Origin of the sequence: Nocardia sp. NBC_00416 (assembly GCF_036032445.1) — a bacterium.
GTDB lineage: Bacteria > Actinomycetota > Actinomycetes > Mycobacteriales > Mycobacteriaceae > Nocardia.
In genome coordinates this window covers 4,849,932-4,876,530 of sequence record NZ_CP107932.1, presented here as the reverse complement: position 1 = coordinate 4,876,530, position 26,599 = coordinate 4,849,932, and the positions used below count along the sequence as shown (strand labels likewise).

The 26,599-nt window shown below is 67.5% G+C and carries 25 protein-coding genes; 16 read left to right on the top strand and 9 right to left on the bottom strand.

All coding sequences use genetic code 11. The features are described 5' to 3' along the window. Positions 1-66: 66 nt before the first annotated feature. The 7 genes from OG804_RS20905 to OG804_RS20875 all read left to right on the top strand — a co-directional run bounded on the left by OG804_RS20905 (position 67) and on the right by OG804_RS20875 (position 5,774). On the top strand, positions 67-1,026 hold the full coding sequence (locus OG804_RS20905) for a GlxA family transcriptional regulator (protein ID WP_328389033.1): 960 nt from the start codon (positions 67-69) through the stop codon (positions 1,024-1,026). A gap of 139 nt (positions 1,027-1,165) precedes the next feature. After that, the gene (locus OG804_RS20900; protein WP_328389031.1) at positions 1,166-1,663 is read left to right on the top strand and encodes a VOC family protein; all 498 of its coding nucleotides are present in this window, start codon (positions 1,166-1,168) and stop codon (positions 1,661-1,663) included. 178 nt (positions 1,664-1,841) lie between these two features. Then, on the top strand, positions 1,842-2,396 hold the full coding sequence (locus OG804_RS20895) for a dihydrofolate reductase family protein (protein WP_328389029.1): 555 nt from the start codon (positions 1,842-1,844) through the stop codon (positions 2,394-2,396). Positions 2,397-2,754: 358 nt separating this feature from the next. Next, positions 2,755-3,639, top strand: a complete 885-nt coding sequence (locus OG804_RS20890; RefSeq protein WP_328389026.1) for a helix-turn-helix domain-containing protein — start codon at positions 2,755-2,757, stop codon at positions 3,637-3,639. Then, positions 3,636-3,842 carry a DUF397 domain-containing protein gene (locus OG804_RS20885; protein ID WP_328389024.1) on the top strand — a complete coding sequence of 69 codons (207 nt, stop codon included), beginning with the start codon at positions 3,636-3,638 and terminating at the stop codon, positions 3,840-3,842. The genes OG804_RS20890 and OG804_RS20885 overlap by 4 nt, the downstream gene beginning before the upstream one ends. Positions 3,843-4,093: 251 nt before the next feature. Next, entirely contained in the window at positions 4,094-5,197 is a 1,104-nt protein-coding gene (locus tag OG804_RS20880; protein WP_328389022.1) for a class II histone deacetylase, read from the top strand. A gap of 193 nt (positions 5,198-5,390) precedes the next feature. Then, a complete protein-coding gene (locus OG804_RS20875) occupies positions 5,391-5,774 on the top strand; it encodes a nuclear transport factor 2 family protein (RefSeq protein ID WP_328389020.1) in 384 nt (127 codons plus the stop codon). 129 nt (positions 5,775-5,903) lie between these two features. Here the strand turns inward: OG804_RS20875 and OG804_RS20870 are convergent, their stop codons facing one another. The 4 genes from OG804_RS20870 to OG804_RS20855 form a co-directional block, all read right to left on the bottom strand. Then, positions 5,904-8,138 (bottom strand): glycosyltransferase family 39 protein, encoded by a 2,235-nt coding sequence (locus OG804_RS20870; protein WP_328389018.1) that lies wholly within the window; start codon positions 8,136-8,138, stop codon positions 5,904-5,906. Then, on the bottom strand, positions 8,135-9,388 hold the full coding sequence (locus OG804_RS20865; RefSeq protein ID WP_328389016.1) for a bifunctional glycosyltransferase family 2/GtrA family protein: 1,254 nt from the start codon (positions 9,386-9,388) through the stop codon (positions 8,135-8,137). Before OG804_RS20865 ends, OG804_RS20870 begins: the two co-directional genes overlap by 4 nt. Before the next feature lie 641 nt (positions 9,389-10,029). Next, positions 10,030-10,869: a bifunctional hydroxymethylpyrimidine kinase/phosphomethylpyrimidine kinase gene (gene thiD / locus OG804_RS20860; RefSeq protein WP_328389014.1), complete on the bottom strand. Its 840-nt coding sequence runs from the start codon at positions 10,867-10,869 to the stop codon at positions 10,030-10,032. 137 nt (positions 10,870-11,006) lie between these two features. Further along, positions 11,007-11,564: a TetR/AcrR family transcriptional regulator gene (locus tag OG804_RS20855; protein ID WP_328389012.1), complete on the bottom strand. Its 558-nt coding sequence runs from the start codon at positions 11,562-11,564 to the stop codon at positions 11,007-11,009. Between the two features lie 39 nt (positions 11,565-11,603). On the opposite strand from OG804_RS20855, the gene OG804_RS20850 reads away from it, so the two are divergent. Further along, on the top strand, positions 11,604-12,845 hold the full coding sequence (locus OG804_RS20850; RefSeq protein WP_328389010.1) for a KasA/KasB family beta-ketoacyl-ACP synthase: 1,242 nt from the start codon (positions 11,604-11,606) through the stop codon (positions 12,843-12,845). 49 nt (positions 12,846-12,894) lie between these two features. Here the strand turns inward: OG804_RS20850 and OG804_RS20845 are convergent, their stop codons facing one another. Then, a complete protein-coding gene (locus tag OG804_RS20845; protein WP_328389008.1) occupies positions 12,895-13,248 on the bottom strand; it encodes a nuclear transport factor 2 family protein in 354 nt (117 codons plus the stop codon). 118 nt (positions 13,249-13,366) lie between these two features. Between OG804_RS20845 and OG804_RS20840 the strand changes: the two genes are divergently transcribed. The 3 genes from OG804_RS20840 (at position 13,367) to OG804_RS20830 (ending at position 16,467) form a co-directional block, all read left to right on the top strand. Further along, positions 13,367-14,146, top strand: a complete 780-nt coding sequence (locus OG804_RS20840) for a helix-turn-helix domain-containing protein (RefSeq protein WP_328389006.1) — start codon at positions 13,367-13,369, stop codon at positions 14,144-14,146. 123 nt (positions 14,147-14,269) lie between these two features. After that, on the top strand, positions 14,270-14,893 hold the full coding sequence (locus tag OG804_RS20835) for an NAD(P)-dependent oxidoreductase (protein WP_328389004.1): 624 nt from the start codon (positions 14,270-14,272) through the stop codon (positions 14,891-14,893). 302 nt (positions 14,894-15,195) lie between these two features. Continuing rightward, on the top strand, positions 15,196-16,467 hold the full coding sequence (locus tag OG804_RS20830) for an MFS transporter (RefSeq protein ID WP_328389002.1): 1,272 nt from the start codon (positions 15,196-15,198) through the stop codon (positions 16,465-16,467). A gap of 261 nt (positions 16,468-16,728) precedes the next feature. On the opposite strand, the gene thiC is transcribed toward OG804_RS20830, so the two are convergent. Beyond that, on the bottom strand, positions 16,729-18,357 hold the full coding sequence (thiC, locus tag OG804_RS20825) for a phosphomethylpyrimidine synthase ThiC (protein ID WP_328389000.1): 1,629 nt from the start codon (positions 18,355-18,357) through the stop codon (positions 16,729-16,731). A 907-nt stretch (positions 18,358-19,264) separates the two neighbouring features. On the opposite strand from thiC, the gene OG804_RS20820 reads away from it, so the two are divergent. Then, positions 19,265-19,819, top strand: coding sequence for a Uma2 family endonuclease (locus tag OG804_RS20820; protein ID WP_328388998.1), 555 nt, complete (start codon positions 19,265-19,267; stop codon positions 19,817-19,819). 7 nt (positions 19,820-19,826) lie between these two features. On the opposite strand, the gene OG804_RS20815 is transcribed toward OG804_RS20820, so the two are convergent. From OG804_RS20815 to OG804_RS20805, 3 genes are all read right to left on the bottom strand, one after another. Next, the gene (locus tag OG804_RS20815; protein WP_328388996.1) at positions 19,827-20,642 is read right to left on the bottom strand and encodes an exodeoxyribonuclease III; all 816 of its coding nucleotides are present in this window, start codon (positions 20,640-20,642) and stop codon (positions 19,827-19,829) included. Between the two features lie 552 nt (positions 20,643-21,194). Further along, the gene (locus tag OG804_RS20810) at positions 21,195-22,223 is read right to left on the bottom strand and encodes an N-acetylglutamate synthase, CG3035 family (protein WP_328388994.1); all 1,029 of its coding nucleotides are present in this window, start codon (positions 22,221-22,223) and stop codon (positions 21,195-21,197) included. Continuing rightward, complete coding sequence (locus OG804_RS20805; RefSeq protein ID WP_328388992.1) at positions 22,213-22,803, bottom strand: peptide deformylase; 591 nt, start codon at positions 22,801-22,803, stop codon at positions 22,213-22,215. The genes OG804_RS20810 and OG804_RS20805 overlap by 11 nt, the downstream gene beginning before the upstream one ends. 247 nt (positions 22,804-23,050) lie before the next feature. On the opposite strand from OG804_RS20805, the gene OG804_RS20800 reads away from it, so the two are divergent. The 4 genes from OG804_RS20800 (at position 23,051) to OG804_RS20785 (ending at position 26,587) form a co-directional block, all read left to right on the top strand. Then, positions 23,051-23,398 carry a DUF3263 domain-containing protein gene (locus OG804_RS20800; protein ID WP_328388990.1) on the top strand — a complete coding sequence of 116 codons (348 nt, stop codon included), beginning with the start codon at positions 23,051-23,053 and terminating at the stop codon, positions 23,396-23,398. A 645-nt stretch (positions 23,399-24,043) separates the two neighbouring features. Continuing rightward, on the top strand, positions 24,044-24,598 hold the full coding sequence (locus OG804_RS20795; protein WP_328388988.1) for a LytR C-terminal domain-containing protein: 555 nt from the start codon (positions 24,044-24,046) through the stop codon (positions 24,596-24,598). Between the two features lie 125 nt (positions 24,599-24,723). Continuing rightward, the gene (gene sodC / locus OG804_RS20790) at positions 24,724-25,416 is read left to right on the top strand and encodes a superoxide dismutase[Cu-Zn] (protein WP_328388986.1); all 693 of its coding nucleotides are present in this window, start codon (positions 24,724-24,726) and stop codon (positions 25,414-25,416) included. 25 nt (positions 25,417-25,441) lie between these two features. Next, positions 25,442-26,587, top strand: a complete 1,146-nt coding sequence (locus tag OG804_RS20785) for a glutamate--cysteine ligase (RefSeq protein WP_328388984.1) — start codon at positions 25,442-25,444, stop codon at positions 26,585-26,587. The last annotated feature ends 12 nt before the right edge of the window (positions 26,588-26,599 follow it).

The window sequence follows — 26,599 nt, the reverse complement described above, 5'->3', positions numbered from 1 at the left end:
TCAGTCTCGACGCCGGGATCGGTCCGCAACAGTGGCCCGGTGGCCATGTACCGCTAATATCGGGCCATGATCTCCGTGGCGGTTATCGCCTTCGACGGCATCAGCCCTTTCCATCTGTCGGTGCCCACCCTGGTATTCGGCCGGGCGGGCGTCGGCAAGGCCGTGGATTGGCCCTATGACGTCCGCATCTGCGCGCAGACACCCGGCATGCTCTCCACCGCGGCCGGATTCGATATCTCGGTGCCGAACGGCCTGGAGGCGGTATCCGGCGCCGATATCGTGATCGCTCCGAGCTGGCTGCGCGACGCTGTTCCGCCGGAACCTCTTCTCGACGCCCTCCGCGCCGCCCACGCCGGCGGCGCGCGCATAGTCGGGCTGTGCCTGGGGTCCTGGCTGGTGGCCGCCAGCGGGCTCGCCGACGGCCGGGAGATCACCACCCACTGGTCCGCCGCCGAGCGCTTGGCCCGCACGCACCCGGACGTGCGAGTGCGGGCGGATATGCTCTGGTCCGATCTGGGCGACGTCATCACCTCCGCCGGTGTCGCCGCCGCCCTCGACTGCTGCCTGCACATGGTCCGCACCGACCTCGGCAGCCGCGTCGCCGCCGAACTCGCCCGCGGACTCGTCCTCGCACCACACCGCAGCGGATCCCAGTCCCAGTTCATTCCGGTGGCGGTGCCCGAGGCCGCCGACGACGATCCCATCGAGCGAGCCATGGTCTGGGCGCGCACGCGGCTGGCCGAGCCGATCGGCCTGGACACCTGGTCACGCTCCGCGCTGATGTCGCGGCGCACTTTCACCCGCCGGTTCCGTGAACGCACCGGCGACAGCCCGCAGCAATGGCTGCTGCACCAGCGCGCCGATCGCGCGCGGCTGCTGTTGGAAACAACCGACGACACCATGGAGAGCGTCGCCGCCGACGCGGGCTTCGGGACCGCGGTGAATCTGCGGCACCACTTCCACCGCCTGCTCGGCACCAGCCCGGCCGCTCATCGCGCTCTCTTCCGCGCACGGACACCCGCGTAACTCGATCGTGACGGTGATCTGCGCCGGCTGCTGAACCGCCCCGCGACCTCGCTGCACGACGCCGTCGCCGCCGCACTCTGACAGACTCCTGCCACCACCAGTCCGCCTCGGCGGTACGCACAGACAGAAGGGTCACTCCATGGCCGTGCGCCGACTCAACCACGCTGTCCTCTACATCCGCGAGGTCGACCGCGCCGTCGACTTCTACACCGACACCCTGCAGTTCGTCGTCGCCCACCACATTCCCGGCCGGGCGGCGTTCCTGCGCGCGTCCGATACCGAGAACGACCACGACCTGGGACTTTTCGCACTCGGCGACGAGGCGGCCGGTCCGCAACCGGGCAACGTCGGCCTGTACCACCTCGCCTGGGAGGTCGGCACCCTCGGCGAGCTGGCCGAGACCGGCCGCCGATTGCAGTCGAGGAACGCTCTGGTCGGCGCCTCGGATCACCTCATGTCCAAGTCGTTCTACGCCAAGGACCCGGACGGGATCGAATTCGAGGTGATGTGGCGGGTGCCCCGTGCCGACTGGCCCGAATCCGGAGATATGCGGCCCCATCCACTGGACCTCGACGCGGCCATCGCGCACTGGGGTGCGGACTTGGCGACCGGTGCGGCCGCCGGCTCGCCCACCTGATCCCGGGCGATCCGTCCCGCCGACCGGCCGGCGGGACGGTCGCGTCCACCGAAATTTTCGCGCGACCGATGAATTTCTCCGGCCTGTCCCGTCGGGATGTACGGGGCGGCGGTCCGTACATCCGAGATACTGGACCGCCGCCCTGCTATCCGACGTACGACCGCTGCCCGGAGGCACTATGCGCACGCTCGCGATAACCCAGAACATCACCGTCGACGGTGCGATCGAGATGCTCGGCGACTGGTTCGATCCGCAGGGCCAGGGGGACAGTCAGGACCTGGTCGACGAGATCCACCGCCAGGACAGCGCCGCCGACGGGTTTCTGGTCGGCCGCCGGACCTTCGAGGATCTGCGCGCGTACTGGCCACAGCAGACCGAGGACCCGACGGGCATCACCGAATACCTGAACACGGTGCAGAAGTACGTGGTTTCCAAGACCCTGACCGACGCGGGTTGGCAGAACTCCACGATCCTCTCGGGTGACCCGGTCGCCGAGATCGCGGCGCTGAAACAGCGGGCGGGCAAGGACATCGTCGTCACCGGAAGTATCACGCTGTGCCACACCCTGATCGAGGCCGGTTTGGTGGACGAATACCGGCTGTTCGCCTACCCCGTGGTCCAGGGTGGCGGCCGCCGGCTCTTCCCGGACGGCTACGCCATCCCGGAGCTCCGGCTCGTCGACAGCCTGTCGTTCCGGTCCGGGATCACCTACACCTGCTACTCGGCCGAATGACGCGCACCGGCGGACGCCCGGTCGCGCCGGGCCACGCCCGGTAGGTCGCGATCCGGTGCCGCCTGCGGACAGGACGGTGCGGCTCCGCGCCGGGGCTTCGCCCTGTCGGGTCTCGGATAGTAGGTCTCCGATCATTCGCTGGGACAAGCATTTCCGCTGATCATCGATGCTGCTAGGTTGAGGGTGGATTCTCCGGGGGCGGCATCGGGTGAGCTTCAGCGAACCAGCTGTCCGGGAGCGAGGCGGTCATTGCGGTACCGCGCGACTCTTTTCGCGTAAACGCCCAGCATTTCTTCCGCGGCAGCGCCGATGCGTCACCCGTTGCGGGCCCCGGCCCGCCCGAAGGTGGGAGGATTCCATGCAGGACACCGGATCGACAGTGCCGCGACGCCAGCTCGGGCGCTATCTCCTGGACTGGCGTACCCGCGCCGGACTGACCCTGGTCACCGCGGCCGAGCTGCTCGACATCAGTCACAGCAGTTTGCACCGGCTCGAACACGGTCAGACCGGCCGGATCAAGATCGGTCAGGTCGAGGCGGCGTGTGAGTTGTACGGGGTGCCAGAGGAGTTGGCCGCCGCGTTCACGGGGTTGGCACGGCAGTCGAATGGGAAGAGCTGGTGGCACGAGTTCGGGGACCTCATCCCGAGAGATTTCGACGTCTACGTCGGACTGGAGTCCGCCGCGGTCGGTATCGCGACATTTCAGCCGGAGTTGATCCCCGGCCTGTTCCAGACCGGGGACTATGTGCGGGCGTTGAACCGTGCCGCGTTCCCGAATGCGAGCGAGGAGTTGCAGGACGCCTGGGTGCAGCTGAAATTGCGGCGACAGCACAGGGTGACCCGCAAACATCGCCCGGCGTCTGTCAGTGCCGTCATCGGCGAGGCGGCCCTGAGGAGGATCAACGGGAGCCCGAAAGTCATGGCGGTGCAACTGAGGAAGCTTGCCGATATGTCCACGCTGCCGAACGTCGAGCTGCGCGTGCTCCCGTTCCGGGCGGGTTTCCCCACCGGCCTCTGGGTGGGGCCCTGCGTGATTCTCGACTTCGGAATCACCCCGGCAGGTAGTCCGGTCGAGCCGCCGGTCGTCTTCATCGAGGGGAGCACGGTAGGGAATCTGTATCTGGAAAAACCGCACGATGTCGAGCGATACCATCGAACCTACGATCGCATCCGGCAACGGTCTTTGGATGCTGTGAGCAGCAGGAACCTGCTACGGCAGGTAGCGAAGGAGTACCTCGCGTGAGCGCCGATCCGATTTCCGCACAGTGGTTCACGAGCAGCCACAGCCAGGGCACCGGCGAATGTGTCGAGGTCGCTTTTCTGGGGGCGGGCGATATCGGGGTTCGTGATTCCAAGAATCCGAAAGCCGGGGCGCTGCGCTTCGCACCCGGCGAATGGGCCGCGTTCACTGCCGGAATCGCCGACGGCAGGTTCGATCGGGGCTGAGAACCCGTAGCCGGGCCGCCGCAGCGTCGAAACCCGGCGTCGGGTCGACACCTCCGTTTTCCGCTCCGCAGCGGGCGACGCCCCGGCGATCGGGTCGGGAGTACCAGGCGCAACTATGCCCGTACAGCTAACTGGTTCCGGTTGCACGCCGGCCCGGCTTATGGCTCCATGGGCTGGCGCGGTCGATCGATTGCGCGAGGTTTGCCGTCTGGCGCCCGCGGTGCGGGACGCCGACACCAAGGAGCTCGACCATGACAATCGGATACGTCTGGAACACGGTCTACGGATGGGCCGACACCGGTTCGGGGAGTCTGTTCCCCTCGGATGCGACCACCGGACTCCAGCCGATCGGGCATCATCTCGCCCACCCCGATACCAAACGTCGTTTCCACGAGCTGGTCGCCGTATCCGGGCTACTCGACCGGCTGCAACCGGTCCGGGCCGTACCGGCCACCGACGCGGACATACTCAGAGTCCACACCCCGCAGCATCTGGCCCGGATCAAAGCGGAGAGCCTGGAGCCGAAGGGCGGCGACGCGGGCGATGGTTGTTCGCCGTTCGGGCGCGGCGGATACGAGATCGCGGCGCTCTCGGCCGGAGGCGCGATCCAGCTCGTCGATCAGGTCGTCGCGCGCACCGTCGACACCGGGTACGCGCTGGTCAACCCGCCGGGGCATCATGCGCACCGCGCCGGTGGGATGGGCTTCTGCATTTTCAACAATGTTTCGGTGGCCGCCGCCTACGCCAAGGAAGTCCTGGGTCTGGAGCGGGTGGCCGTGGTGGACTGGGATGTCCACCACGGCAACGGCACACAGGACATCTGGTACAGCGACCCCTCGGTGCTGACGATATCCCTGCACCAGCATCTGTGTTTCCCGCCGAACTCCGGTTACCTGGAGGAGCGGGGCACCGGTGCCGGGGAGGGCTATTCGATCAATATTCCGCTGCCGCCCGCCAGCGGTGACGCCGCCTATGTGCACGCCATGGACCAGGTGGTCCTCCCGGCGCTGCGCGCGTTCCGGCCCGAGCTGATCCTGGTGGCCTCGGGATTCGACGCGAGCATGATGGACCCGCTCGCCCGGCAGATGGTCACCAGCGCCGGATTCGCGCAGCTCACCCGCCGCGTTCTGGATATGGCCGCCGAACTGTGCGACGGCCGTATCGCTTTCGTCCAAGAAGGCGGATACAGCCCGCACTACGTCCCGTTCTGCGGGCTGGCGGTGCTGCGCGAAATGCTCGGCGAACCCTTCGCAGCCGACCCCTATACGCCCATCGTGTCGTCGCAGGGCGGGGACGTACTGCTGGAGCACGAGGCCGAGGCGATCCGGGCCGCGATTCCGGCTGCGGCGCGGTGAGTCCGGCGCCCGGCTGACTCGCGACGGGCGATGCCGGGCCTCGCACAGGAAGGGACGGAACTCCGGGCGGGACGAGCCGCCGAGGGTTCGCTGGATCGCCGATGTCGGGCGCGCCGGGGCCGGATTTCCATTACCCTGGGCACGCGATACGAAAACCGTTCCCGTCCTGGGGATCTCAGCAAGGAGTTGGCTAATGACTTCCGTCCGGAAACTCGTGGAGGACTACTACGAGCACATCGACTCCGGCCGGCTGGCCGAAGCCGCGCAGTTGATGACCGACGATGTGTTGCTGACTTTCGCCAATGCCGAACCCGTGACCGGTCGCGACGCCGCCACCGCCTCCATCCAGTACGTGCTCGACCAGTGCACGAGTATCGAGCACAGTGTCTTCCACTGGATCGAGCCGCATCCGGCGGTCGACGGCACGACGGAGGTCCTGTTCGAGATCCGCATCCAGTACTACCTGAAGAGCGGTAAGGAACTGAACATCCCCGGGGCGGTGTACGCGACGGTCGACTCGGACAACAAGTTCACCGAACAGCGCCTCTACGGTGACCTCACCCAGGTGTTCGCCTGAGCTCGGTCCGTTCGCGTACGCCCGAGCTCATTCGCTCACGCACTCCGTGGGCTCTGTGCTCGGACACGACGGATACACCGATGGCCCGGACCTTTTCGAAGGTCCGGGCCATCGGCGTTCAGCGCACGATCACTTGGGGGCGGTCAGGTCGTAGAGCGTGACCCCGTCGACCTCCTTCGCGGTGAAGTTGTCCAGCACCCACTGCGATATCGCGGCGGTCGTGGCCTGGCGTCCGCCGGGGCCGCCACCGCTTCCGCCGAGGAAGTAGTGGATCTGCCCGGATGCGACATACTGCTGGAACTGTGCCAGCGTCGGCGAGGGATCACTGCCGTTGAATCCGCCGATCGGCATGATCGGGAGTTCGGTGGCCAACTGGTATCCGGCGGCTCCGTTGGAGGAGACGGTGGCCGCGGCCCAGGTGTAGGCGTCGCCGTTGTCCTGCAGCAGCGCTACCAGGGCAGCGCTGGGGGTGCTGGCGTTGAGGAACCCGCCGCCGGGACCGCCCCGCCGATTGCCGCCGTCGCGTCCGCCGTCGATTCCGGTAGTGCCACCGTCCCCGCCGTCGGGCATGCCGTTCGCGGCGCCGTCCGTACTGGGCATGCCGCCCGGCCCACCGTTGATCCCGGGCATGCCGCCCGGCCCGCCGTCCGTACTGGGCATGCCGCCCGGCCCACCGTTGATCCCGGGCATACCGCTCGGCCCGCCGTCCGTCCCCGGCATACCGCCCGGTCCACCAGGCATTCCGGGCATACCGCCCGGGCCGCCGTTCATACCGAACATTCCGCCCGGGCCCCCTGGTCCGCCCGGCATTCCACCGTCCATGCCGGCCCCGTCGGGCATCCCGCCACGCATACCCGGCGGGCGCATCCCGCCGAACATGCCGTTATTGGGTCCGGCAGTCGGAATCGACCCGGCATGGCCCGAATTCAGGGTGTCGACCGTGTAGGCGACCGGCCCGGCCAGGCCGACCGCTCCGGCGAGCAGCGCCGCGGCGACACCGGCTCGACCGGGCAGCGGAACCACGATCGCGAGAGTCGCGACGATCCCGGCCACCAGCACCGCCCAGCGCAGCCACGGCACGAAATCCGCGCTACGCGACAGCAGCATCCACGCCGTGGCGGTGGTGAGCCCGACCGCGACGGCCGCACCGGCGCGGACCCACCAGCGGGACCGGTTGCGCCAGTACAGCACCCCGCCGATACCCACCAGCGCGGCGACCGCGGGAGCCAGCGCCACGGTGTAGTACTGGTGGAAGATCCCGGCCATGAAGCTGAACACCAGGCCGGTGACCACCAGCCACCCGCCCCACAGCAGCACCTGGGCCCGGGGGCCGTCGGTACGCGCCGCGCGGCCACGGAGCAGCAGACCCGCCACCAAAGCGACCAGCGCCGCGGGAATCAGCCAGGCGATCTGACCGCCCTGCATCTGATCGAACATGCGGGTGATCCCGGTCTGCCCCCACATCCCGTTCCCGCCCGGCGGCAGTTCACCGCCCGGCCCGACGCTGCCGGTCTCGTTGCCGTTCAACCGGCCGAACCCGTTGTAGCCGAGTGTCAGTTCGATGATCGAATTGTTCTGGGAGCCACCGATATAGGGCCGGGAATCGGCCGGCCAGAGTTCCACCGCCAGCAGCCACCAGCCCGCGGCGACCACCATCGCGGCGCCCGCGGCGAACAACTGCGCGATCCGTTTACCGAGTTTCGGCGGACCCGCGAACAAGTACACCAGGGCGAGTACCGGCACCACCAGCATGACCTGCAGCTGCTTGGCCAAGAACCCGAACCCGATGAATGTTCCGGTGAGCACCAGCCAGCGCCACCGGCCGTCGTCTAGCGCGCGCACGATCGCCCACACCGCGGCGACCATCAGGAAAACCAGCAGCGCGTCGGGATTGTTGAACCGGAACATGAGCGCGAACACCGGGGTCACCGCCAGCGCCAGCCCGGCGACCAGCCCCGCCGCGGGGCCGAACGAGCGCCGCACGGTCACCCAGATCAGCGCCACCGTCGCCACACCGAGCAGGACCTGTGGGACCAGGATGCTCCAGCTGTTCAAGCCGAACAGGCGCACCGACAGCTCCATGAGCCACAGCGACGCGGGCGCCTTGTCCACGGTGATGGAGTTCGCGGCATCGGAGGAACCGAAGAAGAACGCCTTCCACGACACCGAACCCGCCTGGATGGCGGCGGAGTAGAAGGAGTTGGCCCAGCCGTTGGCGCTGAGGTTGTAGAGGTAGGAGAGGCCGGTCGCGAGCAGCAACACGGCCAGCGCGGGGTATTCCCAGCGGCCCGACCGCGCCGGTTCGGGCCCGGTCATGGTGGACGCGGGCACCGTGGTGTCAGGGGGAGTCGCGGTAACTGTCATCGGGCGGCCTCCTCGACGCCGAGGGCCGGACGGCCCGCCTCGCGGAACACCCAGCGCAGGCCGACGAACCGCATGAGCGTCGCGATCAGATTCGCCACGACCAGCACGAACAACTCCAGCTGAACCGGCGCACCGGGCGCCCAATGATGAAGGGTGAACAGCGAACCACTGGTCACCAGCAGCCCGAACCCGAAGATCAACAGACCCTGGAACTGATGCGACACCATCCCGCTCTGCCCGCGCACGCCGAAGGTGAACGCGCGATTGGCGGCGGTATTGGCGACCGCGGTGATCAACAGGGCGCCGAAATTGGCGACCTGCGCCCCGGCCATCGGTTGCAGCAGCAGATACAGCAGCACGTAGGCGAGCGTAGAAGCGACCCCGACCAGCGCGAACCGGATCAGCTGACCGACCATGCCGAGCGGCACACCGGGAACGAGCGGCTCCCGGCCCACAGCCCGGCGCAGCTCGGCCAACGGCAGCGAACCGGTGGTCAGCGCCCGGCCCATCCGCCAGATCCCGCGCAGATCCTTGCGAGCGGTATCGATGATGTCGACGCGGCTGTCAGGATCGTCGATCCAGTCCACCGGAACCTCATGGATCCGCAGGCCCGCGCGTTCGGCGATGACCAGCAGCTCGGTATCGAAGAACCACTCCCCGTCCTCCACCAGCGGCAGCAGTTTGCGCGCCACCTCCGTGCGGACAGCCTTGAAACCGCATTGGGCATCGGAAAAATGCGCCCGCAGCGAAGCCTTCAGCAGCAGGTTGTAGCAGCGGGAGATGAACTCACGCTTCGGCCCGCGCACCACACGGGAACCGGCCCCCAGCCGAGTTCCGATGGCCAGATCGGAATGACCGGAAACCAGCGGCGCGACAAGGGGGAGCAGCGCATCGAGATCGGTGGACAGATCCACATCCATATACGCGACGACCTGCGCGTCCGACTCCTGCCACACCGCCCGCAACGCCCGGCCGCGACCCTTGGCGTCCAGATGCACCACCCGGACCCCATCCAGTTCACCCGCCAAGATCTCGGCCACCGCCAAGGTGGAATCGGTACTGGCATTGTCGGCGATGGTGATCCGCGCCGGGAACGGGAACCCGCTGTCGAGATAATCGTGAAGTCGGCGCACACACACGCCGAGATCGGTTTCTTCGTTGTACACAGGAACGACCACATCCAGCACCGGCGGTGACAACGGGTCGTCCGTGAGTTCCGCCGTTCCGGCGAGGGTCACGGTCTCGGTCATAGTGACCAGAGTCGATCCGCGGGCTGGGGCCGGGCTCCAGGCAACCTGGGAGGTTGCTGTGTAGATGGCCCCGCCTCCGGCGGGGCGGGGTCGGGGCCCTCGTTAACCCCGGTTCTTCACTCCCGCCGGTCGGTCGCTGCGCTCCCTCCCTCTGGTCGCTCCAGAACCGGGGCGGGCCCCGACCGTGTGGGATTGCCCCGCCTGCGGCGGGGCGGGTCGGGGCCCTTGTCAACCCCGGTTCTTCACTCCCGGCGGTCGGTCGCTGCGCTCCCTCCCTCTGGTCGCTCCAGAACCGGGGCGGGCCCCGACCGTGGAAGCAGGCCATTCGACAGGGAAGTCGTGACGCGGGCCCGGACTCGGTGGTTTCCGGCTTTCACCTCAGCTGGTCGGTCGCTGCGCTCCTTCGAGCTGTCGCTGCAGAACTGGGGGCCCGACCGTGTGGGATCGGCTCGTCTGCTGCGGCGCGCACACGGCCAGTTGCGTGGAAACGTGCCATCCGGAAAGGCTGCGCGCCGGCCTTGCCGGTCTGGCGGGGTAACTACCGAACCTCGTTGTTCGCGTCGCCACGTCATTGTGGTGAGGTGTTCCGGAACACCACGAGTATGTACCCGGCCACCGACAGGTTCGGGACACGATCGCCGTCAGGCCAGACGCCACAGTGGTGAGACCGGGCCGTGGCCTTTGCCGAGGTCGTAGGACGCTTCCAGGCTGAGCCGGGTCCATTCTTTGGCGAATTCGAACGCGTCGGGCACCGAGTAGCCGTGGGCCAGCGCGCAGGCGAGCGCGGCGGCCAGGGTGTCGCCGCCGCCGTGGTCGTTGCCGGTGGTGATGCGGGGCGCGGTGAATTCCAGGAAGTGGTGCCCGTCGAACAGCAGGTCCGTGCTCTCCGCCGACGTTCGCAGATGTCCGCCCTTCACCACGACCCATCGCGGTCCGAGCGCGTGCAACGCCTCGGCCGCGGTCCGGGCGGACGCCGGATCGGTGACCTCGACGCCGGTCAGCAGCCGCACCTCGTCCAGGTTCGGGGTGACGATGGTGGCCAGCGGGAACAGGGTGTAGCGCACCGCGTCCAGCGCTTCGGCGTGCAGGAGTGGATCGCCGTGCATGGAGGCCGCGACGGGGTCGACGACCAGCGGAATCTTTCCGTCGTGGCCGATTCCGACCTCGCGGCAGACCCCGGCCACGGCCTCGATGATGTCGGTCGATGCGAGCATTCCGGTTTTGGCGGCGCCGACGCCGATATCGCCGGCCACCGACCGCACCTGATCCGCGACCACCTGCGGCGGGATCTCGTGGAAGCCGCTCACTCCCACCGAGTTCTGCACTGTCACCGCGGCCACCGCTACCAGGGCGTGCACTCCGCACAGGGCCATGGTCCGCGTATCGGCCTGTATTCCGGCTCCGCCGCCCGAATCGGTACCGGCGATGGTGAGCACCCGGACCGGGGTCTGCCCCGGGGGCGCCAACGGCAACAATCTCACGCCGTCACCCTACGTGGGGGCGGTCCGGGGCCGGCCGGGAAGGCGGGCCGCATCCGGGTGCGTATCGATGCCGGTCCCCGATGGCCTTGCGCGGTCGTGGGCAGTCGCCGGGCCGGGCTCGGGCGTTGCCGAACGGGTCAGACAATGGTCTGGTCGATCAACCGGCGGGCGGCCCGGTCGGTGCGCTCCACCTCGCCGGTGATCAGGCGGTCCTGCAGGATGCCGCGCAGGCCGGAGACCAGCAGCGTCGCCACCACCTCGGGATCGTCCACCGATTCGAGTCCGCGTAATCCGGCGGCCAGGGTCGCGACGAACACCGCGATCGCCTCGTCCGCGTACGCCGCGTAGGGGCTGTGCGATGCACAGGCCGCGCCCACGACCTGGAGCATCACCTTGACGCTGACCGCGCCGGGGCCGGTGGTGTTCGAGCGCCAGAATTGCCACAGTCGTTCGCGTAGCGCGTCGGCGTCCGCGGCCTCGGCGAAGACCGCGGTGAGGTCCGGACGCTGGGTCGCGAGTGCTTGGACCAGCAGTTCTTCCTTTGTGCCGAAGTAGTAGATCAGCATCCGGGAGCTGGTGCCCAGAGCTGCGGCGAGGGGGCGCAGCGAGAGGTCCGCGAGGCCTTGTTCGGCGATGTAGCGGACCACCGCGTCGAGGATTTCGGCGCGTTTGGCGTGGTCGAGTGGGCGGGCCATGGGTTGACTGTAGCGAACGCTACAGGTATTCATGACGTCGTGACTGTACCGATCGCTTCAGAAACTCGGGCCGCTCAGGTGGTCGTGACCGCCTACGCGGGCGCCACCTCGATCGCCGACGATATGGACGAGACCTGGTCCGGGCTGCTGCGCGGAGACACCGGCATCACCACCCTCGACGACGATTTCGTCGCCGAGTACGACCTGCCCGTACGCATCGGCGGCAAACTGAAATCGCACCCCGGGGCCGGGCTCACCCGGATCGAACAGCGCCGGCATTCCTACGTCGAACAGCTCGCGCTGGTGGTGGGGCGGCGGGTCTGGGCGGCGGCGGGGCGGCCCGAGGTGGAGGGCGAACGGCTCGCCGTGTGCATCGGCACCGGGCTGGGCGGCGGTGACGCCCTCATCGACGCGGTGGACGCGATGCGTGCGGGCGGCTACCGCAAGGTCTCGCCCATGTCGGTGCCCATGGTCATGCCCAACGGTCCGGCGGCGGCGGTGAGTCTCGAAATCGGTGCGAAGGCAGGCGTTTTCGCACCGGTCTCGGCCTGCTCGTCGGGCACCGAAGCTATCGCGCAGGCGTGGCGGCTGATCACCACCGGTGAGGCGGACGTGGTGGTCGCGGGCGGTGTGGAAGGCCATATCCACGCGGTCCCGATCGCCAGCTTCGCCATGATGCGCGCCATGAGCACCCGTAACGATGATCCGGCGGCGGCCTCGCGGCCGTTCGACCGCGACCGCGACGGTTTCGTCTTCGGCGAAGCGGGTGCGCTGGTGGTCCTGGAATCGGAGCAGCACGCCCGCGCCCGGGGCGCCCGGATCCACGCCCGGGTGCTCGGCGCCGGCATAACCTCCGACGCCTATCACATCGTCGCCTCTGATCCCGCCGGAGCGGGCGCGGCCCGCGCCATGCGCAAGGCGATCGCCGTCGCGGGACTGGACACCGCCGATATCCAGCATGTCAACGCCCACGCCACCTCGACGTCCATCGGCGACGCCTCGGAGGCGGCGGCCATCGGTGCGGTCACCCCGGACGCCTCGATCTACGCCCCCAAATCGGCGCTCGGTCATTCGATCGGCGCGGTCGGCGCCCTGGAGACCATCCTCACCGCGCTCACCCTCCGTGACCAGGTCGTCCCGCCCACACTCAACCTGGAGAACCCGGACGTGGACCTGGATATCGTCCACGGCAGCGCCCGGGCTCAGCGGATCGACTACGCCCTGACGAACTCGTTCGGGTTCGGCGGTCACAACGTGACCCTCGCGCTGGGGCGGGCCTGATCTCGCCCGCCCCGCGGGGCCGTCACCGTCACGACGACGGCCGTCCTGATCAGCCCGGCACTTTGTCCAGAAAGCCCAGCACTGTATCGATCCGGCCTTGCTCGTCGGTGACCAGAACGTCGAACCCGATGATCACGGGTTCGGTGCCGGCGGGCCCCAGGCCCCACTGGAAACGGACTTGGCCGTGGTGCGCGTCGGGCTCCCCGACCTGAGTGAAGACGAACCCCGGGAACTGGTCGTGCACCGCGCCGATGGTGGTGCCGATCGCCGCACGGCCCACGGCCGCGGCGAGCGGGTCGGTGTAGGAGGCGTCCGGCGCCCAGTGCTGGTCGAGCAGCGCGGTCCGGACCTGTGCGTCGGTGGTGTTCCAGGTCCGCAGGTAGGTGGCTACAACGTCGTTCATCGGGGTGATCCCTTCGATCGTGCTGAACAAGACGCACTCAGCATCACCGCGATTCGCCCTGGCGACGATTACCTCAGAGGTAATGAGATCGGTTACCGGACGGACTAGTATCCGAACTGTGGTGACAGTGGACGCGCAACCCTCGGTCGGTGGACTGCTGCGGTCCTGGCGGGAACGCCGGCGGTTGAGTCAGCTGCAGCTCGCCGCGCAGGCCGAAGTGTCCACGCGGCACCTCAGTTTCGTGGAGACCGGCCGTTCGCGGCCCACCCGGGAGATGGTCGAACGGCTCGCCGCGCATCTGGACGTGCCCCTGCGTGAACGAAACGAGCTGCTGCTCTCGGCCGGTTACGCCCCGAGCTACGGCCAGCGGGACCTGAACGCGCCGGAGTTGCACGCCGTCATGGACGCCTTCCGGATTCTGCTCGACGCGCACCTACCGCATCCGGCGCTGGTACTGGATCGCTGGTGGGATGTGGTCGACCGCAATTCCGCCACCGACGTGCTGCTCGACGGCTGTGCCCCCGAACTGCTCGAGCCACCGGTCAACGCCATCCGGATCTCGCTGCATCCCGGCGGTTTGGCGCCGCGCATCCGCAACCTCGGCCAATGGCGCGGACATCTGCTCAGCCAGATCCGCGGCCGGTTGGAAGCGACCGGAGACCTGCGGTTGAAGGCCCTGCTCGACGAGGTGTCGGCCTATCCGTGCCACGACGACGGCGGCCGGGCGCGCAACGATGTCGTGGTGCCGCTGCAACTGCGGGTCGGTGCGGCGGAGTACTCGTTCTTCAGCATCGCCGCGTCGGCGATATCGGCCACCGATGTGACGATCGACGAGCTGCACATCGAAGCCTTCTACCCGGCCGACGAGGCGACGGTGCGGTTGTTCCGCGCACTCTGACAGCCCGTCGGAATCCGTAGACGCTCGCTTATGTCGTCGAGCGTTCGAGCCATGGTTCGTCTCGTTGCTGGTTGGTGTACTGGATTCAGCAAACAGGCAACGGTTTTCGAGTCAGGAGCAACAATGCGAATCGCAGTTTTCGGAGCCACCGGCACGGTCGGGCAGCACATCGTCGAACAGGCGTTGGCGCGCGGATACGAGGTCACCGCGCTCACCCGGGATGCCGGCCGGATGGCCCGCACGCACGAACATCTGCACGTCGTGGAAGGCGATGTGCTCGACCCGGTCGCGGTGGAACGCGTGGTCGCCGGTCGGGACGCGGTCCTGGTGGCGTTGGGAAACGGGCGCAAAGGCGTAGTCCGGGCGGAGGGCACCCGGGTAGTGATCGAGGCGATGAACCGCGCCGGGGTGAAAAGGCTCGTCTGCCAGTCCACGCTGGGCGCGGGCGACAGTCGCGGCAATCTGAACTTCCTGTGGAAGTACATCATGTTCGGTCTCCTGCTGCGTCCGGCTTATGCCGATCACCAGCAGCAGGAGAACCATGTGCGGGCCAGTGATCTGGATTGGACCATCGTGCGGCCCAGCGCCTTCACCGACGGACCGCGCACCGGGGCCTACCGGCGCGGGTTCTCCGGCGACGAACCCGGCCTGACCCTGAAGATCTCGCGGGCCGATATCGCGGAATTCCTGCTGGATCAGGTGGCCGACCGCTCGTATATACACAAGGCGCCGGGTATTTCCAATTGAATATCGCTCGACTGTGATGCGATGTGCATCGTGCTGACCGAGGCGCCGGCGTGTAGATATATTCGATTAAGAGCCGCAGGGGAGTGCGAGCATTTCGGGGGAAGTAATGGAACAGTTTTCGACGACGTCGTCTTCGGTCTGGCGAGTCCCGACTTCTATATGCCATAGGACTTCTGTATGCCATAGACGGAAGCCGGTCGCGACTCGTCCGGAGCGCGCAACCGCCGCGCTCCGGACCTGTCCGTTGATGGACTGTTCGTGTACCGCACCCATTGGGCTGGGCTCATTACGAAAGCAGGACCGTGCCGCCGACCGTTGATGGAAAATCCGGAGACTTCGGTCTGTTCATGGCCGGACAGGTGTCCACCACCTTCGGCTCGGCGCTGACCGCTGTGGTGCTGCCGGTCATCGCCGTCGAGAAGTTCATGGCCGACGAATGGCAGATCGGCCTCCTGCACGCGTCGTCCGCGGTGCCGATGGTTCTGCTCGGTTTCCTGGTGGGAGTGTGGTCGGACCGACGAGAACGGAAGCGGTGGTGGCTGATCGCCGCGGACATCGTCTCGATGGTCGCGATCGGCGGCCTCTGCCTGGGGATCGTCTTCGATGTGGCCGGTTTCTACTGGATACTTCCGGTGACCTTCCTGTTCGGAATACTGACCCTCGTGGCCGAGGCACTGTACTTCTCACACCTCCAGACGGTGATCGGCAATCGGACGATCTTGCAGGCGCGGTCCCGGTTGATCGCCGGTGAGCGGCTCGGATCGTCGGCCGGTCGGGGACTGTCCGGTGCGCTCATCTGGGTCGGCGGCTATGTGTTTCCACTGGTGATCGATGTGCTGACCTTCGCGGTCAATGCTGTATGCCTCACGCTGATCAAGAGCCCGGACGGCGCGCGGGAGCAACGGCGCGAATCGACGATCCGAGAGGATATCGCCGCCGGATTCCGCCTCTTGGTTCGCATTCCGCTGCTGAAGGCATTCTCGACCTTCGGCCTACTCATTTCCGTGGCGGAGGCGATGGTCATGGCGATGCTGCCCATCCTCCTGTTGCGTCGGCTCGGCCTCCCGGAGTTCTATTACGGACTCGTGTTCATCGCGTCGAGTGGGACCGCGATCGCCGGTGCTTGGATATCGCCTCGCCTCGGTGATCGGTGGGGAATCCGGACGGTGAATCGTTTCGGTCTGGCGGGAATCGCGCTGAGCACGATGTGCATCGCCGTCGGGGCGACCCTGGGATCGGTCCCAGGTCTGATCTGGGCTGTCGCGGGTCTAGCGGTACTGGGCTTCTTCGGATCCGTCTGGAACGTCGGGCTGACGACCCTGGTCACCGCATCGGCGGATTCGGCAGTGCTCGGACGGGTCTCGATGAACATACGAACCCTGACGGCGCTCGCCGGGATCGTCGGCGCTGTATCCGCCGGAGTTCTCAGTACGGCTTGGGGAATCGTGAATCAGCTGTGGATCGCCGTCGTCGTGGTCGCGGTCGGCGTGATCCTGATGGCGCTGTCGATGTCGAAGCCCGAGCAGGCGGCGCCCCACGCCGTCGAGCGTCGCGTGAACGCCGATATCGACTGAGCGTTACGGGCGGAATACCACGCTCTCGAACGACCCGCTCGCCGGATCCATGGGCATCCCCTCGCAGTTGGGCCCGGGAAAGGATACGACGGGCATTCCGGTGTCGTTCGCGACGGCGCCCGCGGCGCCCGGGGTGTTGTGGCTGCAGTATTCACCATCTACCGCCGGAGGGGCGACGACCGACCCCATACTGCCGGTCATGGCGGTCCTCCCGGGAGAGTCGACGGCGGCCCACCGCCGCGGTGGGCCGCCGTCCGCCGATCAGGACACCACCGGCAGGTAGACCTTCTTCCCGGCGTCGGCGAACTCGGCCGACTTCTCGGCCATACCCGCCTCGATCGCGTCGATATCGGTCAGGTTGTTCTTCTCCGCATACTCGCGCACATCCGCCGAGATCCGCATCGAACAGAACTTCGGCCCGCACATCGAGCAGAAATGCGCCGTCTTCGCCGGTTCCGCGGGCATGGTCTCGTCGTGGTATTCCCGGGCGGTGTCCGGGTCCAGCGACAGCGCGAACTGGTCACGCCAGCGGAATTCGAAACGCGCCTTGGACAATTCGTCGTCGCGGCGCTGTGCGTGCGGATGCCCCTTGGCCAGGTCGGCGGCGTGGGCGGCGATCTTGTAGGTGATGACGCCGGTTTTCACGTCGTCACGGTTGGGCAGGCCCAGATGCTCTTTCGGCGTGACGTAGCACAGCATCGCGGTCCCGGCCTGCGCGATGATCGCCGCGCCGATCGCCGAGGTGATGTGGTCGTAAGCGGGCGCGATATCGGTGGCCAGGGGGCCGAGGGTGTAGAAGGGCGCCTCCTCGCACAACTCCTCTTCCAGCCGCACGTTCTCGACGATCTTGTGCATCGGCACATGACCCGGCCCCTCGATCATCACCTGCACGCCAAGCGATTTCGCGATCTTGGTCAGTTCGCCGAGCGTGCGGAGTTCGGCGAACTGAGCCGCGTCGTTGGCATCCGCGATCGAACCGGGCCGCAGCCCGTCACCGAGCGAGAAGGTGACGTCGTAGCGTGCCAGGATCTCGCACAGTTCCGCGAAGTGCGTGTACAGGAACGACTCCTGATGATGAGCCAGACACCAGGCCGCCATGATCGAACCGCCGCGCGAGACGATCCCGGTGACCCGTTTCGCCGTCAGCGGCACATACCGCAGCAGGACCCCGGCATGCACCGTCATATAGTCGACACCCTGTTCGCACTGCTCGATCACGGTATCGCGGTAGATCTCCCAGGTGAGCGCGGTCGGATCGCCGTTCACCTTCTCCAACGCCTGGTAGATCGGCACCGTGCCCACCGGGACCGGGGAATTGCGCAGGATCCATTCGCGGGTCTCGTGGATGTTCTTGCCGGTGGACAGATCCATGATGGTGTCCGCGCCCCACCTGGTCGCCCACACCATCTTCTCGACCTCCTCGGCGATCGAGGACGACACCGCCGAATTGCCGATATTGGCGTTGATCTTCACCAGGAACTGCTTGCCGATGATGGTCGGCTCCAACTCCGGATGCTTGTGGTTCGCCGGGATCACCGCCCGCCCGGCCGCGACCTCCGCGCGCACTTTTTCCGCCGGTACGCCCTCACGTGCGGCGATGAACCGCATCTCCGCGGTGACGATCCCGGCACGCGCCCACGCCAGCTGGGTGGGCGGCCCGGTGATATCCGGCTTGTCCCAGCCGTCACGCAGCGCGGGCAGGCCGGTTTCCAGATCGATGGTCGCGTTGTCGTCTGTGTAGGGGCCCGACGTGTCGTAGACGTCGAACCGGTCGCCGTTGGTCAGACCGATCCGGCGCACCGGGATGCGCAGACCGTCCACATCCTGATAGTGCTTGACGCTTCCCTCGATCGGACCAGTGGTCACAGAGTCGACAGGTGTGCTCGTCATATTTTCTCCCTACGCCGGCATTACCCGGTCAGGTTCATACGGTCGACAGCCCTGAACGCTCCCGCTGGAGCTAGCCGTCCTCTCAGCCCGCTGGTGCGAGCCCCCGTTGGCATGTGCGATTTTCCGCCGCCGACCATACTCGGCCAGGTCCGGATCCGTCGGTCGGCGGGTGGATTTCGTCGGTCCCCGGCGGCGGGCGACAGTGCGCCGAGGCGGACACCGGCGTTCGAGAAAGCCGCCATGCGCTTCACCACCACGGGGTCGAGGGTGTGCTCGAAACTCCGGTAGCTGTAGATCGTGAGTGCCGCGCCCCCCGGGAAGGGTGTGGGCCGAGGATCCAGGAAGCCCGCGGCGACCAGCGTCCCACCGGGGCGGGCCGCCGCCAGAAGATCGGTCGGGGCACGTTCGGTGCTGGCGACTGAGCAGCAGACGTGAAGATCCGGGGACGCCGGGCCCCGATTGGTGCCCGGGCGTTTTTCGGATGGAGCCTTTTCCTGGTTCGGGTGTCTACTCGGTTTTGGAGCGGTTGAGCGGCGGGAGTGAAGGCCGGGTCGCCAGGTGGTGATCGGTGCCCGGGCGTTTCCGTAGAATGGCCGCTTTCCTGGTCGGAGCCCCGCCCCGGTTTTTTGGAGCGGTTGAGCGGCAGGAATGAAGGCCAGGGATCACCGGGCCACCTCCCCACGCCCCGAACTTCCCTCCGAACGCAGCCCCCGAAGCTTGCTCCGCATGGTCCGCATCCATGGTCGGGGCCCGCCCCGGTTCTGGAGCGACGAAGCGAAGGAACGCAGCGACTGAGCGCAGGAGTGAAGAACCGGGGTTGACAAGGGCCCCGACCCGCCCCGCCGAAGGCGGGGCAATAGACACAGAGCGATAGGGTCTAATGGTGACCCTCTCGCATGGATCGCTGATGAGCGTCGGTGAGTTCGAAGAACTCGACGCCGCGGCACAGCGGATTTCCGAAGGGCTGCGGCTCGAATACCTGAACGGCCTGCTGGCCGCGAAGGCGCGCCCGGACACCAACCACACTCGGGTCGTGCAGTGGCTGGCACGATTCTTGGTGCCGCGCCGATCCGAACTGTGGCTTTTCGCCGATCGGGGCCTGCGCGCCGGTCGCGCCGGCGGTAGCCGGGTACGCCCGGACGCGATTCTCGCCCCGGCGTCGGCATTCGCCGGGGAAGGCGAATGGTCGGATCCCCAGCCGGTGTTCATGACCATCGAGATCAGTTCGCGGGCGCAGCACACCGAACTACGGGACCGGCTCGACAAGCCGTTCCTGTACGCGGCCACGGGCATCCCGCTCTACTTCCTGATCGATCGCGGTGCCGCGGAGGTCAGTGTGTACAGCGAGCCGGACGACGGCCGTTACGGCAGCAAGGTGACGGTGCCGTTCGGCACCGATATCGAGATCCCCGAGCCGCTCGGTGTCTTCCTCGCCACCGATCCGCTCGCCGACTGGATGTGAACCGGGCTCAGTCGGTGAACTCGGCGATCACCGGGGCATGATCGCTGGCGCCTTTGCCCTTGCGTTCCTCACGATCCACCCCGGCGTCGACGACCGTGGCGGACAAGGCCGGCGACGCGAGCACGAAGTCGATCCGCATTCCCTCTTTCCGGGGGAACCGCAGTTGGGTGTAGTCCCAGTAGGTGTAGACGCCGGGGCCCGGCGCGAAGGGGCGCATCACATCGGTGAAACCGGTCTCGGTGAACGCCGAGAACGCGTCCCGTTCCGGCTGGGAGACATGGGTTTTCCCGGCGAAGAACTCGGCCGACCAGACGTCGTCGTCGGTGGGGGCGATATTCCAGTCGCCGACGAGGGCGGTTCGGGTCCGCGGGTTCTCGGCGAGCCAGCGAGCGGCGTTGCCGCGTAGCGCGGCCAGCCAGGCCAGCTTGTACTCGTAGTGGGGATCGGTCAACGCGCGGCCGTTGGGCACGTACAGACTCCACACGCGGACTCCGCCGCAGGTAGCGCCCAGCGCGCGTGCCTCGACGGTCGGTGCGGTGATGAGGGTATCGGCGGCGTCACGGTCGAACCCGGGCTGATCAGGGAAGCCGATCTCCACATCGTCGAGCCCGACCCGGGAGGCGATGGCGACACCGTTCCACTGGTTCAGCCCCACATGCGCGATCTCGTATCCGGCCTCGGCGAACCGTTCGAACGGGAACTGATCGTCGCGGCATTTGGTCTCCTGCAGCGCCAGGACATCGATGTCCTGGCGGTCCAGCCAGGCCAGCACCCGGTCCTGCCGGGAACGGATCGAATTGACATTCCAGGTGGCCAGTCGCAACGAACTTCCTAACTGTGTTTATTGCCCCGCCTTCGGCGGGGCGGGGTCGGGGCCCTCGTCAACCCCGGTTCTTCACTCCTCCGCTCAGTCGCTGCGCTCCTTCGCTCCGTCGCTCCAGAACCGGGGCGGGCCCCGACCAGGGGGGTGATCATTCGGAGAGATGGTAGTGGGGGTGTCGATCCTGTCGGGCTATGGCTGAGTTCCTTCGCTCTGATGCGCAAGAACCGGGGCGGGCCCCGACCAGGGGGGTGATCATTCGGAGAGATGGTAGTGGGGGTGTCGATCCTGTCGGGCTGTGGCTGAGTTCCTTCGCTCTGATGCTCCGGAACTGGGGCGGGCCCCGACCGGGTTGGATTGTGTCGCGGGTCGGGGCCTGGTGGCCCGGTTGTGTTGGATTGCGTCGTCTCCAGCACCGCGGGCCGGGGCTCTGTCGACCCCGACCACGGAGCTGATCATCCGGGAAATGATGCGGGGTCTCCCTCGCTCCGGAACCGGGACCGGCCCACTACGGGCCGGTCATCCGGATGAAGTGACGTCGGTGCGGTCGTGGGGCTATTCCGGACGGCCATCGGTACGTGCGGTGGGCGCGGAACCGCCGGGGACGGCATAGCGGTAACTGTGGTGGTCGAGGAAGCCGAGCTCGCTGAACAACTTCATCGCCTCCACATTACCGGCCTCGACCTGGACATATGCGTGTGTTGCGCCACGGTCTCGGCCCCAGCGCAGCAGCTCGCCGCAGACCAGCGCGCCCAGGCCGTGCCGGCGGTGGGCGGCGACGACCGCGACACAGGTGAGGCCGACCCAGCGACGTCCGTCCGAGGCGGTGGTGAGTGCGCCGCGGGCGATGGCGATGGGACTGGGCAGGCCGAGTGAGGCGAAACCCAATTGTCCGTCGTGCACGGCGGAGAGCACCTCGGGCAGCGGGACCGTGGCGGTGTGACCGCTCGGTTCGTCGCCGCGATAGCGATGGATCTCCAGCCACGAGATATCGGGTTCGGGGGCGATACGCACCATGGACGGGCCCTGCGGGAGTACGGAATTCTCCAGGTCGATCCCGAGCACCCGGGTTTCTCCCCAGCTGTTCCAGCCCGGCGGCACCGTGGCCAGCCGGTCCGGCAGGGTGAGCTGCAGCGGCAGGCCCAGCGCCGCGTACCAGGCTCCGATCCGGTGCAGGGTTTCCGCTGTCACCCGCGCGGGCCCGTTCGAATCACCTATGGGTACAGCTGAATTGGCGCGCCGGGTATAGCCGTGGCCGGCGCGCAGCAGCCAGCCGTCGATCCAGGCGTACTCCGAACCGGGCCAGCCGAAGGCCGCCGCGGTCTCCAGTGCGCGGATCTCCGAGGTGCGAATCGTCCGGGGCGACAGCGATTTCAGCGCCACCACGCTGGCCGCCGGGATGAGTACCGGATGGCCGTCGGCGGCCAGAACGGTGAGCGGATTCGTCGACACCACCTCGCCGATCACATCGGTCAGCGGCGGGGTGCTGCCCTCGGGCAGGCGGTACCGCACCACCACCCGTTCGCCCACCGAGATATCGGCGAGTGCGGGATCGTCCGCGGGCTCGTGCGGTTCAGTCGTCATGTCCGAAGGGGTCCGGATCGATACCGGGTAGCCAGCTCTGGCCGGGGGCGCCCCAGCCGTTGCGTTTCACCGCCTTCTTCGCGGCCCGCGCATAACGGCCGGTCAGCACATCGATGTAGAGATGCCCGTCGAGATGACCGACTTCGTGCTGCAGCATGCGGGCGAAGAAACCGGTGCCCTCGATCGTGACCGGTTCGCCGTGCTCGTCGGTTCCGGTGACCCGGGCCCAATCGGCTCGGCCGGTAGGGAATTGCTCGCCCGGTACGGAGAGACACCCTTCCTCGTCGTCATCGGGATCGGGCATGGTCTCCGGGATCTCCGAGGTCTCCAGCACCGGGTTGATCACCGCGCCGCGCCGCCGCACGATCTGGTCCTTGTCCACGTGCTCCGGGCAGTCGTAGACGAAGAGGCGTTTGGACACTCCGACCTGGTTCGCGGCCAGGCCGACGCCGTTGGCGGCGTCCAAGGTCTCGTACATATCCGTGATCAGCCCGGCCAGTTCCGCCGGCGATTCGGTCACCGGCGCGGTGGGACCGTGCAGCACCGGGTCGCCGACGATCACAATGGGCAGGATTGACATGGACAAGAGCTTATTGGGGGCCGCCTACGGGTGTGAAAAGGGCCTGGTATGTGCGGCGTGCACAGCGGGTCGGGGCAGGTGGGGCGAGGCGTCGGCGAATTTCTGGTACTGCCGTCCAGGACACGCCGGGCGGACACGGCGACGGTTACCCGGACGGCGTGGTTGAATATCGCAGGGCAGTAACACGGTGACCCGATCGTGCCCCGACAAGGCGATCGCGTCCGGTGGTAACTCGGCGAGGAGCAAGATGGACGGCGCAGCAGCGCGGGATCTTTCCGCAATTCAGGGCAGTCCTCCGGCCAATACAGCGAATACGAGCCCCGAACCGGCCCATGATCCCGACAGCGGCCTGAGTCGTCGCGAACACGAGATCCTGGCCTTCGAGCGGCAGTGGTGGAAGTACGCGGGCGCCAAGGAGGAGGCCATCCGCGAATTGTTCGCGCTGTCGCCGACCCGCTATTACCAGGTGCTCAATACCCTCATCGACCGGCCCGAAGCGCTGGTCGCCGATCCGATGCTGGTCAAACGGCTGCGCCGGTTACGGGCGAGCCGACAGAAGTCACGCGCCGCCCGCCGGCTCGGCTTCCAGGTGTAGTTCCCGGCCCGAACATCGGACCTGGTCGCGACTCGCGCCCGGGTCCGAAACTATGAGGGTCGCTGGCACGGTCGACCGGCTCGCCGGGCGCGCGCCTGTGAATCCCGCGTATTTCTTCGGCTGGTCGCCTTCCGTCGGGCCCGCCCGGCCGGGACCGCGCGTGGCCGATGTCCGGGAGCAGGCGGGTTTCGAGCACCGGCATCCCGCGATCCTCCACAGGTGTTCACGGCCCGACCCCGGCCCCCTCACGCCTCTCCGGATGGTCACCATTCCGTGGTCGGGCCCGCCCCGGTTCTGGACCGACGGAGCGAAGGAGCGCAGCGACTGATCGCGTGCGCACCGCCGTCCATAGATCGGCGACCATCGACCACTGGCAGGGTCGTGAACCTACCCACGCCGGCCAAGAAGCACGTCCGCCAGCACCTCTCGCCTCGTCCGGAGGGTCCACCTCCGAGGTCGGGGCCCGCCCCGGTTCTGGAGCGACAGAGCGAAGGAGCGCAGCGACTGAGCGGCGGAGTGAAGAACCGGGGTTGACAAGGGCCCCGACCCGCCCCGCCGAAGGCGGGGCAAATAAACACAGACCCGCGGCGCCGAAGGCGCCGCCAATAAGCACAGCGCGACAGATCAGGCGCTAGGCTCGGGCGGGTGAGCAATTCGAACCCTGGCTCCGGTGGACCGCCGCTGCGTGCGACGGCGATGGTTCTGATCGCCCTGTCGATCGTTTTCGCCGGTCTGGGCGCGATGTCGCTGTCGAGCGCGGATTCCGACGGCTCCGATAACTCCGAGGGCGCGGGGACATCGACGACGACCGCACTGGCCGCGCCGCGCGCGACCACCCCCGCCGCGGTCGCGCCCACCACCGCGGCCGCGGATTCCACGACCACCGCCGCTGAACCCTCGACTTCGGCGGCGGCCGGTGAGGTGAATCGATCCGCACCGATCAAGGTGCTGAACAACAGCATGGTCGCCGGTTTGGCGGGCACGACCGCGAGCGAGCTCACGGCGCACGGGTGGACCAACACCACGACCGGTAACTATGCCGCCACCACACTCGCGGCCACCACCGTGTACTACGGTCCGGCGCCGGGTGACGAGGCCGTCGCCGCCGCGGTGGCGGCGGATATCGGTGCGGTCACCGCGCCGATGGTCCCGGGTCTGGGTGACGGTGCCGGCGTCATCGTGGTGGTGACCGGTCGGTGATCCCGCCCGCCGGAGGTCGGGGGCGTCCCGGGCGGATATGGGCGTCGTGGCATCATCTTGAGCGTCGAAAGATCGTTGTCGAAACGCTCTATCCGTAAACTCGGTACTCGTAAAGGAGTTCCCTGATGGCACCGTCCACTTCTCGTCGCTCGTCTTGGCGGAGCGTGACGCCGGTGCTGGCTGTCGCGGCTTTCGGCCTCGTTGCCTGCACGAACAGCCAGGAATCCAGCGACGTGACGGGAACGACTCCGCCGGTGTGGACCTCGTCCCAGGCGCCTGCCGGTGAAGGCGAACACGGCGGGCACGGCGAGGAGCAGGACACTCCGGCCGGTACCGGTACCGAGGTCGAGCTGAAGTCGCCGAGCGGCGCGAAGATCGGGACGGCGAATTTCGCCGCCGAGGGTAATCATCTGAAGATCACGATCGATGCCTCCGGCCTGACTCCCGGCTTCCACGGACTGCATATCCACCAGGAAGGCAAGTGCGAGCCGAACTCGGCGCCGCCCGCCGGTGGCGCACCCGGTGATTTCCTGTCCGCGGGCGGTCATCTGCAGGTCGGCGGGGCCACCGGCCATCCCGCCAGCGGTGACCTGACCTCGTTGCAGGTCCGTAAGGACGGCCACGGCTATCTGGTGACCACCACCGATACGGTCACGATGAGCGATATCCAGGGCAAGGCGCTGATCGTGCACGCCGGCACCGATAACTTCGCCAATATCCCGGACCGCTACACCCGGGAGGGTGGTACCGGCCCGGACCAGCAGACGATGAGCACCGGTGACGCGGGCGGTCGCGTCGCCTGCGGTGTCATCGAGTAGACAGACGCACGACGGAGGGGCCGATATGGGTGGGGCACGGATCGAGCCGGTGCCGTTCCGTGGGTCGCCTCGGCCGACCGTCGGAATCGAATGGGAGATCGCGCTCGTCGACAAGACGAGTCGCGATCTGTCGAATACCGCGGCCGCGGTATTCGACGCGGTCGGTGAACTGCGCGCGCACGACGGCACACCGCAGGTGTCCAAGGAACTGCTCCGTAACACCGTGGAGTTGGTCACCGGGGTGCACGAGACGGTCGGCGCCGCTGTGCAGGATCTGTCCGGCACGATGGACACCGTGCGCCGGGCCGCCGACGAACTCGGCGTGGACCTGTTCTGCGCGGGCACGCATCCGTTCGCCCAGTGGTCCACGCAGCAGCTCACCCGGTCCGAGCACTACGACGAACTGATCGAACGCACCCAGTGGTGGGGTCGGCAGATGTTGATCTGGGGGGTGCACGTACACGTCGGAGTTTCCCACCGGGAGAAGGTCTTTCCGATCCTGAACGCGCTGCTGCTCTCCTACCCGCATCTGCTGGCGTTGTCGGCGTCCTCGCCCATGTGGTCGGGATCGGACACCGGATACGCGAGCAATCGTGCGCTGATGTTCCAGCAGTTGCCGACCGCGGGGCTGCCGTTCCAGTTCGAGAACTGGGGTCAGTTCGAGCGTTACGCGCACGACGAGATGAAAACCGGTGTGTTCGAACAACTCGGCGGTATGCACTGGGATATCCGGCCCGCCCCGAAATGGGGAACCATCGAAGTGCGCATCTGTGACGGGATCTCCACCCGGGCCGAGCTGGCCGCGCTGGCGGCGTTCATCCACTGCCTGATCGTGCATCTGGACGAGCGGGTGGAGCGTGGTGAATCGTTGCCGACCCTGCCGCCTTGGCATGTTCAGGAGAACAAGTGGCGGGCCGCGCGCTACGGGTTGGACGCCATCGTGATCGTGGGCGATGACAATCGGGAACGTTTGGTCACCGATGACCTGGACGATCTGCTGAACCGGTTGGAGCCGACCGCGCGGCGGCTGGGCTGTGCGGATGAACTCGCCGCGGTGGCCGAGATCCCGCGCCGCGGAGCCAGCTATCAGCGGCAGCGGCAGGTGGCCGCGGCGGCCCAGGGGGATTTGATCGCGGTGGTGGACGCGCTGGTTCGCGAACTGAACTCCTGAACCGGCTGGTCC

Coding starts and splice junctions, on each gene's coding strand:
- OG804_RS20905 (WP_328389033.1), top strand. CDS start 67: ATGATCTCCGTGGCGGTTATCGCCTTCGACGGCATCAGCCCTTTCCAT.
- OG804_RS20900 (WP_328389031.1), top strand. CDS start 1,166: ATGGCCGTGCGCCGACTCAACCACGCTGTCCTCTACATCCGCGAGGTC.
- OG804_RS20895 (WP_328389029.1), top strand. CDS start 1,842: ATGCGCACGCTCGCGATAACCCAGAACATCACCGTCGACGGTGCGATC.
- OG804_RS20890 (WP_328389026.1), top strand. CDS start 2,755: ATGCAGGACACCGGATCGACAGTGCCGCGACGCCAGCTCGGGCGCTAT.
- OG804_RS20880 (WP_328389022.1), top strand. CDS start 4,094: ATGACAATCGGATACGTCTGGAACACGGTCTACGGATGGGCCGACACC.
- OG804_RS20875 (WP_328389020.1), top strand. CDS start 5,391: ATGACTTCCGTCCGGAAACTCGTGGAGGACTACTACGAGCACATCGAC.
- OG804_RS20870 (WP_328389018.1), bottom strand. CDS start 8,138: ATGACAGTTACCGCGACTCCCCCTGACACCACGGTGCCCGCGTCCACC.
- OG804_RS20865 (WP_328389016.1), bottom strand. CDS start 9,388: ATGACCGAGACCGTGACCCTCGCCGGAACGGCGGAACTCACGGACGAC.
- OG804_RS20855 (WP_328389012.1), bottom strand. CDS start 11,564: ATGGCCCGCCCACTCGACCACGCCAAACGCGCCGAAATCCTCGACGCG.
- OG804_RS20845 (WP_328389008.1), bottom strand. CDS start 13,248: ATGAACGACGTTGTAGCCACCTACCTGCGGACCTGGAACACCACCGAC.
- OG804_RS20835 (WP_328389004.1), top strand. CDS start 14,270: ATGCGAATCGCAGTTTTCGGAGCCACCGGCACGGTCGGGCAGCACATC.
- thiC (WP_328389000.1), bottom strand. CDS start 18,357: ATGACGAGCACACCTGTCGACTCTGTGACCACTGGTCCGATCGAGGGA.
- OG804_RS20820 (WP_328388998.1), top strand. CDS start 19,265: ATGAGCGTCGGTGAGTTCGAAGAACTCGACGCCGCGGCACAGCGGATT.
- OG804_RS20810 (WP_328388994.1), bottom strand. CDS start 22,223: ATGACGACTGAACCGCACGAGCCCGCGGACGATCCCGCACTCGCCGAT.
- OG804_RS20805 (WP_328388992.1), bottom strand. CDS start 22,803: ATGTCAATCCTGCCCATTGTGATCGTCGGCGACCCGGTGCTGCACGGT.
- OG804_RS20800 (WP_328388990.1), top strand. CDS start 23,051: ATGGACGGCGCAGCAGCGCGGGATCTTTCCGCAATTCAGGGCAGTCCT.
- sodC (WP_328388986.1), top strand. CDS start 24,724: ATGGCACCGTCCACTTCTCGTCGCTCGTCTTGGCGGAGCGTGACGCCG.
- OG804_RS20785 (WP_328388984.1), top strand. CDS start 25,442: ATGGGTGGGGCACGGATCGAGCCGGTGCCGTTCCGTGGGTCGCCTCGG.